Source organism: Gemmatimonadaceae bacterium (assembly GCA_036273715.1).
GTDB lineage: Bacteria > Gemmatimonadota > Gemmatimonadetes > Gemmatimonadales > Gemmatimonadaceae > JADGGM01.
Genome location: DASUHB010000004.1, coordinates 47,066 through 57,122, shown reverse-complemented (window position 1 = coordinate 57,122; position 10,057 = coordinate 47,066). Strand labels below are relative to the sequence as shown.

General features: G+C 65.6%; 8 protein-coding genes and 1 tRNA gene. 2 read left to right on the top strand and 7 right to left on the bottom strand.

Going from position 1 to position 10,057, the window contains the following annotated elements; all coding sequences use genetic code 11:
- Positions 1-535: 535 nt before the first annotated feature.
- Positions 536-1,066 (top strand): DUF2059 domain-containing protein, encoded by a 531-nt coding sequence (locus VFW04_00610; GenBank protein ID HEX5177802.1) that lies wholly within the window; start codon positions 536-538, stop codon positions 1,064-1,066.
- Between the two features lie 28 nt (positions 1,067-1,094).
- On the opposite strand, the gene VFW04_00605 is transcribed toward VFW04_00610, so the two are convergent.
- Positions 1,095-1,619, bottom strand: a complete 525-nt coding sequence (locus VFW04_00605) for a hypothetical protein (GenBank protein ID HEX5177801.1) — start codon at positions 1,617-1,619, stop codon at positions 1,095-1,097.
- A 175-nt stretch (positions 1,620-1,794) separates the two neighbouring features.
- Positions 1,795-4,128, bottom strand: a complete 2,334-nt coding sequence (locus VFW04_00600) for a TonB-dependent receptor (protein HEX5177800.1) — start codon at positions 4,126-4,128, stop codon at positions 1,795-1,797.
- Positions 4,129-4,337: 209 nt separating this feature from the next.
- On the opposite strand from VFW04_00600, the gene VFW04_00595 reads away from it, so the two are divergent.
- Positions 4,338-4,410: transfer RNA gene (locus VFW04_00595), tRNA-Gly, on the top strand.
- A 129-nt stretch (positions 4,411-4,539) separates the two neighbouring features.
- Here the strand turns inward: VFW04_00595 and VFW04_00590 are convergent.
- The 5 genes from VFW04_00590 to ilvA form a co-directional block, all read right to left on the bottom strand.
- Positions 4,540-7,056, bottom strand: coding sequence for an ABC transporter permease (locus VFW04_00590; GenBank protein HEX5177799.1), 2,517 nt, complete (start codon positions 7,054-7,056; stop codon positions 4,540-4,542).
- 124 nt (positions 7,057-7,180) lie between these two features.
- Complete coding sequence (locus VFW04_00585) at positions 7,181-7,672, bottom strand: carboxymuconolactone decarboxylase family protein (protein ID HEX5177798.1); 492 nt, start codon at positions 7,670-7,672, stop codon at positions 7,181-7,183.
- A 34-nt stretch (positions 7,673-7,706) separates the two neighbouring features.
- Positions 7,707-8,120 carry a hypothetical protein gene (locus VFW04_00580; protein ID HEX5177797.1) on the bottom strand — a complete coding sequence of 138 codons (414 nt, stop codon included), beginning with the start codon at positions 8,118-8,120 and terminating at the stop codon, positions 7,707-7,709.
- A 172-nt stretch (positions 8,121-8,292) separates the two neighbouring features.
- On the bottom strand, positions 8,293-8,571 hold the full coding sequence (locus VFW04_00575) for a DUF542 domain-containing protein (protein HEX5177796.1): 279 nt from the start codon (positions 8,569-8,571) through the stop codon (positions 8,293-8,295).
- 72 nt (positions 8,572-8,643) lie between these two features.
- Entirely contained in the window at positions 8,644-9,852 is a 1,209-nt protein-coding gene (ilvA, locus tag VFW04_00570) for a threonine ammonia-lyase (GenBank protein HEX5177795.1), read from the bottom strand.
- Positions 9,853-10,057: the final 205 nt, after the last annotated feature.

The window sequence follows — 10,057 nt, the reverse complement described above, 5'->3', positions numbered from 1 at the left end:
AGCCGCTCGGCGCGGAACTCTAGCGCGGCGGTGGTGATCGCGTAGTCGCGGCGCGTGGGGAGCGTGACCGGCGCAATGGGCTTCTGGACGGGCGCCTCGTCGAGCGTCATGAGGTCGGGCATTGCGATTCCTCGGGGGTTGGGGCACTGGCGAGTTGCACGGTTAGAGCGTCGATGAGCGATTGGGCGCGCCAGTTCACAGTGCCCACCGGGCGATGGTGAGCGCCTGCCGGACCGTGAGCGAGCACGGTTCCGTTTTCGTTACGCATTTTGGGTCGGTTTCGGGTCGAGAGGGGGGCTTGCGCAATAGAAAAACGACCATACGTTGCGCCAATCGGCGGCTAATTGTCATCTGGCGTTCGTACGGAGTCGCGCGGTCCTCGGTTCAATCCCGAGCGCTGGCTCTCTTCGTTAGGCCAACCATCACCCGAACACGCTGCGGCCGCCCAGGCCGCGCGCCTCCGTCTCTCCGACGTCGCGATGCCCGGGATGGTGACTGCCACCTCGTCGCGTGTCGCGCGCTACCCCCGACCCCCATGAGATTCGGCATGCACGCAGCGCTCGCCGTCGCGCTGGCGGCCGCCCCCGCTGCGCTCGCCGGCCAGACCGGCGCCGCCGGCGCCCGCGATACCGCGGCGCCCCTGCCTAACGATACCGTCGAGCCGCCGGCCGCCCGCCTGGCGCTCGCCGACACCCTGATGCGCGAGATGCACGCCGACACGCTGATCCACGCGGCGATGAAGAACAGCTTCGATGCGATGATCCGGCAGCAGCCGGCGCTCGCCATGTACCGCGACGTGTTCGACGAGTGGGCGGCCAAATACCTGACGTGGAGCCAGTTCGGCCCGCCGATGATGCGGGTGTATGCGCAGGAATTCACTGACGACGAGCTGCGCACACTCATCGGATTCTATGCGACGCCGCTCGGGCAGAAGATGGCGATCGCACAGCCGGAGCTCATGCGGCGCGGCGCGGAAGTCGGCCGCGCACTCGGCGAAAAATACGCGCCGCAGCTCCAGGAGATGATTCGCCAGCGCCTCTCGGCGCGACCCGACTCCACACGCTGAGCGTCGGGCGTTAGGCGGTTGTCGGACGTCAGTCCTGGCTGCCGGACACCTGCACCGTCACCACGGTGGGCACGACGACGGTGCTGTCGCCGTCGGTCCACGAGCACGGCAGCGTGAGCACGCCGCTCAGGGCGATGTCGCCGTTCTGCACCACGCCGCCCATCGCCCCCGACGCCGCCTGCGTGAAGTCGCACGAGGGCATTGCGGTCTCGAGAAACGCCACCGCCTCGAGCGGCGTGAGATTCGGGTCGCCGAAGTGTGTGATCGTGACCGAGCCGCCCGTCGTCATCGTGCCCGCGACCGTGCCCGAGCCGCCGTTGTCGTTGATGGAGAAGGACCCGCTGAACGAGCCGTCGCCGGCCGGCGTGCCTAACGAGATCGTGCCCAGCGTCTGCGGCAGGGTCGCCGATCCGTTGATGCTCGCCGCGGTCATCGTCGGCTGAAAGAACACATCGTAGGAGCCGGCCCCGCCGCCGCTCGTGCCGTTCGACCCGGTCGCGCTGCTGCATGCGGCGACCAGCGCGGCCAATACCCAGACATACCGAGATCGCATCGTCCTCCTCCGGAAAATTCCATTGCGTGGTGCGCTCCGGGGAGACGGATGGGCGGATCGGACGTCACCGGCCTCATCCCATATGACTAACGATACCGTCTGGATGCGGCAGAGCTCGGCGTGCTGGCCGCCGCGCGCCGGCAGGTCGTGCGAGCCCGTGCGCGCGGCCGCTCGATCAGAACAGATACTTGAGGCTGATGGTGCTGTAGAGCTGCGCCTTGTACGGCGCGGGAATGATGTACCCGTCGCCGCGGCCGCCGTCCTGCGCCTGCGCGAGCGCGGCGTAGTTGGCGCCCACGAAGAGGAAGCTATAGTAGGTGCTCCCGGTGAGGTTGTCACCACCGACGGCCAGGTCGAGCAGCCAGTGCGTGTTCACCGTCTTCTTGTAGCCGAGCTTGAGACCGAGCAGGTCGTACGAACGAACCCATGTCGAATTGTCGAACGTCACCGGCACCTTGGACACATACTGGTACGTGCCGTTGAGGTAGACGCCGACGTTGCTTCCCAGGTCGAAACCCGCGTTGAACATGTTGCGCGGAACGCGCGGCACATTGTTGCCTGAGAAGTCGACCGTCTGCGCGTTGGCGTTGTTGTCGCTCTTGAAGTCGGTGAACTTGGCGTCGGTGAAGGCGTACGACGCCCAGGGCCGCACGCTGGAAATGGGACGCGTCGTGTCGCTCACGGCGAGGTAGCTCAGCGACAGCTCGACACCGCGGTTGCGCTGGTGGCCGGCGTTGGTGGTGAACGTCACGGAGTTCGCCGTTTCGGACACCAGCTTGTTCGTGTTCTCGATGTCGAACACCGAAAGCTGTCCCGTTAGGCGCTGGCGCAGAAACGTGCCCTGCGCGCCCACCTCGTATTGCACGGCGCGTTCGGGCTCGAGATCGAGGTCCACGGTGCCGTCGCTCGCCACCACGTTGCTCAAGAGCGGCGGCGCATAGCCGGCGCTCACGCTCGCGTACAGGAGCGCGTTTCCGTGGATTTCCTTGCTCACCGCGATCCGCGGATCGAACTCCCATCCGAACGTCTCCGACGACACCTGCGTGGTGTCGAACAGCGTGCCCGAGTCGAGCAGGTTCCGGATGTTGAACTGGTTCTTGTTCAGGCTGGCGCCGGCGGTAACGGTGAACGACTCCGGAAAGAGAAAGCTCCACTCCGTGAACAGCGAGGACGCGGTCGCGCCGTTCTCCTGATCCGTTGGGCGCTCGGGGAAGGGCGGCGCCGGCACGATGAACACGCCGTTCGTCGTGAGGTTCGACTGCTGCACCGAGGCGCCCAGCGTGCCGCCCACGCCTGTGCTCGCGCCTAACTGGCCGGTGAAGCCGAATTGCGTGCGCGCGCCGAAGTTGTACTGGTTGACATCCGTGAATCCGTGCGCGAACGGCTGGCCCGACTGCCGGCCGACGCCGAACACCGTCGTCTGGTTGTTGAAGTGGTCGCTGAACCTGATCTGGTCCGTGAGTCCGCTGATGAAGCTGTTGACACGGATGTGCGAATTGTTCGCCAGGTAGGCGGCGTTGCTCTCCGGCACTCGACCGTAGAACGGCGTGCTGTCGATCTCGCCGGCGAGCTCCTCGAACGAGCGATTGTAGGAGACGTACGCCGACACCGTTTGCGCATTGCTCACGACCATGTCGCCGGCGGCGCGGAAGTAATTCTTCGTGGAGCCGCTGTGCGGGCGGAACGAGTCGTACGTCTGGTGCCCGTAGTTGAGCGACAGGTCGCCGTTGTCGTTGGCCGTTTCGAACGACGTGTTGGTGCGCACGAGCCCGTCGGTGCCGGTCACCACCTGCTGGCCGGCGCTCGTTGCGTTTGGCGCCGGCCGGGCCGTGTTGAGCAGCACGGTGCCGCCGATGTAGCTGTTGTAGAGGCTCGACGCCGGCCCCTTGACCACCGTCACACTGCCTAACGTCGAGTAGTCGATGTCGTCGAGGACCGTGGCGCCGGTGGCGTCGGTGATGGGGATGTCGTTCAAGAACACCTGGTAGCCGAGCCCGTTGGAGTTGGGGCTGTTGCCGCTCGTGCTCGGGTAGTAGCCGCGGAGGGTGATCCGCGCGCCGCCCCACGGCGTGCGCGTCTGCATGAACACACCCGGCACTGTGTTGATCGAGCTTTGCAGGCTCAAGCCGCTCGATCGATCGAGGTCGTGCTCCGTGAGGACGGCCGTCGATGGCGATGGGCTGTTGGCCACCACCTGGACGCCAGCGAGCTTGACCGGCGCGACCGATAAACGGATGCGAATGGCCACCGATGGATTCGTGACCGGGACGTCCTTGGTCACATAGCCGACCGACGAGACGATGATGTGGTCCAGCGCGCTGGTCGAGGAAAGCCTGAAGGCGCCGTGCTCGTCGGTCATCGTGCGGACGGTCGTGTCGGGTGCGGTGACTGTAGCGCCGGGGATGGGTGCACCACTTTGATTGTCGACCACGGTTCCGTGGACGGACACTTGGGCCTGCAGGATGGCCGGCGTCGCGAGCGCGAAGAGGGCGGCGACGATCTTATGCATGCAGCGAATTCCTTTGTTGGACGGGTGAAGCGATTCGGGGGCGTACGAGGCTGCTACGCGATGAGAGGGCGCGGCGTTGTAATCTTGCCGTAATGTTCACGCGGTTGCAGGTGGGCGCCGGCAACAAACTGATGAACGTTGCAGCTGGCTCTTTTCGGACTTGAGTGAGACTCAGGCGGGAGCTACGTTGTTGCGGAGCAGGGCAGTACGCGGGCGTAATTCAGTTGGTAGAATGCCAGCTTCCCAAGCTGGACGTCGCCGGTTCGAGTCCGGTCGCCCGCTCTTTAACTCTGGAAGTGGCGGCTTAATAGACGGTCTGCCGAGCGCGGCAGGCCGTTTTTTGCGGCGCACAATGGTGACCGCAACGAAGGCTGGACTGCCGTAGGAATCATGCATGACGCTGCCTTCCGGCTACTCGTATCTCAGTGCCTGCATCGGATCGACCCGCGAGGCTCTGAGCGCCGGAAGGAAGCCCGCCGCGAATGCGACCATCGCCAGCACGCCCGCCGCCGCCGCGATTACCACCGGATCGTATCCCTGGAGCTCGTACAGGAGCGACCGGGCGGCCCGGCCCAGCGCCAGCGCGACGGCGATCCCGATGGCCCCGCCAATGAATGTCAGCACGCCCACCTGGCGCAACACGAGCCCGCGTACGGAACCCGCGTTCGCGCCCAGTGCCATGCGCACGCCGATCTCACGCGTGCGCTGCGCGACCGAGTACGCCAGGACGCCATACAGGCCGATCGCCGCCAGCAGCGTCGCGAGGAGCGCGAACGCCACCGTCAAGGTGCTGATCATGCGGTCGAGATAGACGTTCTCGCGCACCTGCTGCGACAGCGATTCGAGCGATTCGAGCGGCAGATTCGGGTCGATCGTCTGCATCGCCGATCGGATGGCGCGAATGCTCTGGTCCGTCCGCAAGCCCGTACGCACGTAGAACGTGTTTTCGCCCTGAAGCTCCGACTGCGCCAACGGAAGGAAGTAGACGGGCGGAATATTGTCCTTCACCTGCGAATATTTCGAATTTTTTGCCAACCCCACGATCTCGATGTTTAAAGAATCATTATACACGGACATATGCTTGCCCACCGCATTGCGGCCGAGATTGAACTTCTTCGCGAACGCCTCGTTCACGATGGCCACTCTCGTGGCGCCCGCCTTGTCCGCCGCGGTGAAGTCGCGCCCCGCGAGGAGCGGCACGCCGAGCACGTGGAAGTAGTTCGGCCCCACGTTGCTGTAGCGCGAGATGTCGTCGGTGTCGGCCACTTTCCTGAATCCTTCGACCGACACATACCGGCTCCGGTTGTTGCCTCCGAGCAGCGGAACGGTGGACGACGTAACGCCTCGCACGCCGGGAAGCGCCGCGAGCGTTTGCTCGACACGGTCGTACAGCGCCATGGTGCGAGCGCTGTCGTAACCGCTGCGCGCCGGCGAGACGCCGAACTGCACGACGTGCTCGATGTCGATCCCGAGATCGACGCGGCTGATGTTCCGGAGGCTCTCGATGAAGAGTCCCGCCCCGATCAGGAGCGCCATCGAGAGCGCGATCTGAACGGTGACCAGCGACGTGCGGAAGCGTTCCGCGCCGCGATCGCCGGCGAGCTTGCCGGAGTTATTGCGCAGCGCCGTCACCAGGTCGGGCCGCGTGCTCGAGAGCGCGGGCGCGAGCCCGAAGAGCACTCCGGTCGCCAGCGAGACGACTGCGGTGAACGCGAAGACCTGCGTGCTCAGATGAAAGTCGTACGCCCGGGCGGCCTCGGTCGACAACAGTGCGGTGATTCCGTCCAGCGTCCAGTATGCGATGACGATGCTCACGATGCCGCCAAGCACGGCGAGCAGCAGTGACTCGGTGAGGACCTGCGTGATGAGCTGCCACCGCGTGGCGCCGAGCGAGAGCCGCACCGCCATCTCCGTGGTGCGGTTCGCAGCGCGCGCCAGCAGCAGATTGGCAATGTTGGCGCAGGCGATGAGCAGCACGATGCCGGTGACGGCGAAGAGCAGTGTGAGCGGCAGCCGTGACGCCGTGATGGCCGAGCTCTGGCCTCTGCGCCCGTCGCTGAGCGTGATGAGCTGGGCGCGGAATCGCGCCGCGGTCTGGCCGCCCAGGCCTTTGATCCGCGGCGCCTCGACGTCGTTGATGATCGCGTGATAGGTGGGGTTCAGCGACGCCGCAGCTTGCTCCGTCGTAGCGCCCGGCGCGAGGCGGCCGAAGATGTACACGAAGTGCTCGTCGCGGTCGGTTTCGACGCCCTTCCATCCGTCGATCATGAGGCCGGCCATGCTGATCGGGACGAACACGTCCGGCCGCACGCCCAGGGTCGTGCCGCTGAACCCTCGCGGTGCAACACCGATGATCGTCAGCGACTGCCCATTCACCGTGATCTGTTTACCGAGCACCGCCGGGTTCCCCCCGAGGGCGTTTTGCCAGAACGCGTAGCTCAGTACGGTCACGTAATTCCCCTCGATCGGCTGATCGACCGTCCGGTCGAGCAGGCGTCCGAGCGCCGGCTGAATGCCGAGCACCGGGAAGTAGGATCCCGATACCAAAACCCCATCGCCGGTGATCGGAGTCTGCCCGGGCATGGCGAGGCTGACGTTGAACGGCATGTGCCCGGCGATCCCGCTGAACGCCGTCTTCGGCGCCGCCAGCTCCAGGTCGCGGAACATCGGGTAGTCGTAGGCCTCGTCGCAGTCGCCGGCCGCGCCGCAGTTGTAATACGTCACTTGCGGGCCCGGACTGGCGAAGTTGACCAGGCGATCGGGGTGGGCAACCGGTAGCGGCGCGAGCAGGATCTCGTTGAACAGCGAGTAGATCCCGGCGTTCGCGCCGATCCCCAGCCCGAGCGACAGGATGGCGACGATCGTCACGAACGGCGTTTTGAACAGCGTGCGGAACGGGAGCTCGAGACGGCGAATGGCGGAATGCATTGCCGAATGGGTTGAGGGAGCGGCGTTGAAGGCTGCGGGGTACCGGATCGACCAGCGCGTCGGCCGACATCACCGGTCAGTGAGACAGTCCGGCGGTCTCGAACGTTGGCAGGCTCAGTGATGTTCAGCGATGTTCCGAAGCGCTCGCTCCCGCGAGAGTGTGCGCCTGGCGCGGCTGGTAGCTGCCTACCTCCGTGCCGAAACTGATTGAGAGGCGGTTCCAACCGTTGATCGTAATGATCGCCAGCGTGAGGTCGACCAGTTCCTTCTCGTCGAAATGCTCGCGCGCGCTCGCAAACAGCTCGTCGGAGACGCCGCCGGGGATGAGCGTCACGGCTTCCGTCCACGCGAGCGCCGCACGCTCGCGGGGCGTGTAGAACGGTGCGTCGCGCCACGCACTCAGCACATAAATGCGTTGCTCCGTCTCGCCCGCGACGCGCGCATCCTTGGAGTGCATGTCGAGGCAGTACGCGCAGCCGTTGAGTTGCGAAGCGCGGAGCTTCACCAGCTCGAGGAGCGAATGCTCGAGCCCTGAGCTTTGCGTGTACTGTTGCAATGCCTTCATCGCATGCACCGCGCCGGGCGCGATGTGCGAATAGTCGACTCGACGTGTCATTGGTGTTCCTCGCAGTACGACTCTCAAGTCCGACTTACGGCGCGGACTGCTCGCCGCGCAGCTCGTCCCATGCTGCGGCTTCCCATTCGCGCTCGAGCGCACGGCCGCCGGGCCGGCGGGGATTTCTCGTGCCCGGCAGATGCCAGTGCGCTCGCTGCCCTGGGACGGGTCCGCCGAGGCGCTCGCTCGGCGTTTGCCGCGTGGCGCCGCCCTCGCCGGGATGCGCCATCGCTTCTGCGAATCGCTCGACGTTCGTCGTGAGTTCGTCGAGGAATGCGTGCACGTTCGCATCGCCGATGTCGCGCACGAGCTTGGGGATCAAGCCTTTCATCAGGATCAAGCGCTCGCCCGGCGTCAGCGCTTGCGCGCGCCGGACGAGGTGTCCAATCTCGGCGCGGTCGAGCCACGCATAGAATGGACTTTCGCGCAACTGGTCGCTCTGTGCCATGTCTCCTCGCATTGCAGAAGAGGAAGGCGTCACGATGAATGTTCGCGCCGACGGGTGCCGGGCGGCGTGACGGATGTCTCACCGCCGCGCCGGCCCACGCAGCTCGCTCCTCGACGTCTAAGCTCGACGTCCACGCGGGCCGCGGCGAGCGCATCGGCGTTTGCCACGACTGTTAGGCGGCGATGACCTCCTCGAGCGCGCCGCACAGAGTTTCCCCGTCGACGTTGGCGGCGCGTGCGGCATCGGCAACGCTCAACCTGCCGCCGCAGCACGTGTCGAGTCCAAAGCGATGGAAGACCGGGCCCGTGGACGGATAGCGCGCGAGCACCGCGTTCACACTCAGCGAACAATCCAGATTCGGATGCGCAGGTCGAGCGCCAGCAGCGATGCTAACGCGATCGGCGCCATGCGTATTGGCGCACCTCGTATCGTTCGTGTTGTCGGGTGTCATCGTGTTCCTCGTGAACTCGTGAGTTGGATTGTGTCGATGTGGTCGAGAGTGGAATGGATTCCCTGAGTCCGTTCATTGCCGGCGTACGCCGAAGCCGTGGTGTTCGAGCGCGCGAACGACCTCTCGCACGTGCTCCGGCCCGCGGGTCTCGAGCTGCATCACGATCTCCACGTCTCGCACCGAGATGTCGGCGAAGGCGCGCGCGTGCGAGAGCTGGAGCACGTTGGCGCCCGCGGCCGCCACCAGCGTGGTCACGCGTGCGAGATTCCCTGGACGATCCGGCACCGTGATGGCGAGCATCGCGAGCCGCCCGTCAGTGACCAGGCCGCGGGCGATGATCCGCTCGACCATGTTGACATCGATGTTGCCGCCCGAGAGTACCATCGCGACGACATCGTGCTTGGCGATCGGCAGCTTGTCTGCAACCAGCGCCGCGAGCGGGACCGCACCCGCGCCCTCGGCCAACACTTTCTCGTGCTCGAGCAACAGGTGGATTGCCATCGCGATCTCGTCCTCGCCTACGCTCACGATGTCGTCGACGTATCGCTCGATGAGTGGAAACGGCCGCTCGCCCACACGCTTCACCGCGATGCCGTCTGCGAGCGTGTCCGCAGACTCGAGCTTTACGATGTGCCCGGCGGTGCGCGACGCGAGTGCGGACGGCGCCGCGGCGGCTTCCACGCCGAAGATCCTTACTGACGGACGCTGCTCTTTGATCGCGATGGCAATGCCCGAGATGAGACCGCCGCCGCCAATCGGCACGACCACTGCGGTGAGGTTCGCGTGCTGCTCGAGCAACTCGAGGCCGATCGTACCTTGGCCGGCGATCACGCGGTCGTCGTCGAAGGCGTGCACGAGGACGCGCGACTCCTCTCGTTCGAGACGCTTCGCTTCCGTGATCGCCTCGTCGAGCGTCGCCCCATGAAAGCGCACGTCCGCACCGAACCGGCGAGTGTTCGACACCTTGATGAGCGGCGTGTGCTCGGGCATCACGACTTGCACCGGAATACCAAGTCGCGCGCCGTGGTAGGCGACGGCTTGTGCGTGGTTGCCGGCGCTCGCGGTGACGACGCCGCGCACGCGTTCCTCGGTCGTGAGCGCGAGGAGGCGGTTCAACGCACCGCGATCCTTGAACGATCCGGTGCGCTGCAGGTTTTCGAGCTTGAGAAAGAGCGGAGCAGGGACGCGGTCGCGGAGCGCGAGCGCGGGTACGAGCGGCGTGTGCACGACGGTGGCAGCGATGAGCGCGCGGGCGCGCTGGATGTCGGCGAGCGTTGGCATGGCGGTGGAGTCGGGTGAACCGACGGTTCCACTCGTCGCGCCGACAACGCTCTTCTCGCGTATGCCAGCCATCTCAACCCTGCGGTCCACGAACAGAGCACTCATGCGCCTTGCGCATCGTTCCCCTCGGGCGATTCCCAATCGCAGGATAACCTCTATACCTGAGTATAGAGTCAAGGTGCAGCTCATGGGTTCAAATTTCGAG

Excerpts from the sequence above, each read along its gene's own strand:
- VFW04_00600 (HEX5177800.1), bottom strand. The coding sequence starts at position 4,128 with ATGCATAAGATCGTCGCCGCCCTCTTCGCGCTCGCGACGCCGGCCATC.
- VFW04_00590 (HEX5177799.1), bottom strand. The coding sequence starts at position 7,056 with ATGCATTCCGCCATTCGCCGTCTCGAGCTCCCGTTCCGCACGCTGTTC.
- VFW04_00610 (HEX5177802.1), top strand. The coding sequence starts at position 536 with ATGAGATTCGGCATGCACGCAGCGCTCGCCGTCGCGCTGGCGGCCGCC.
- VFW04_00585 (HEX5177798.1), bottom strand. The coding sequence starts at position 7,672 with ATGACACGTCGAGTCGACTATTCGCACATCGCGCCCGGCGCGGTGCAT.
- VFW04_00605 (HEX5177801.1), bottom strand. The coding sequence starts at position 1,619 with ATGCGATCTCGGTATGTCTGGGTATTGGCCGCGCTGGTCGCCGCATGC.
- ilvA (HEX5177795.1), bottom strand. The coding sequence starts at position 9,852 with ATGCCAACGCTCGCCGACATCCAGCGCGCCCGCGCGCTCATCGCTGCC.
- VFW04_00575 (HEX5177796.1), bottom strand. The coding sequence starts at position 8,571 with ATGACACCCGACAACACGAACGATACGAGGTGCGCCAATACGCATGGC.
- VFW04_00580 (HEX5177797.1), bottom strand. The coding sequence starts at position 8,120 with ATGGCACAGAGCGACCAGTTGCGCGAAAGTCCATTCTATGCGTGGCTC.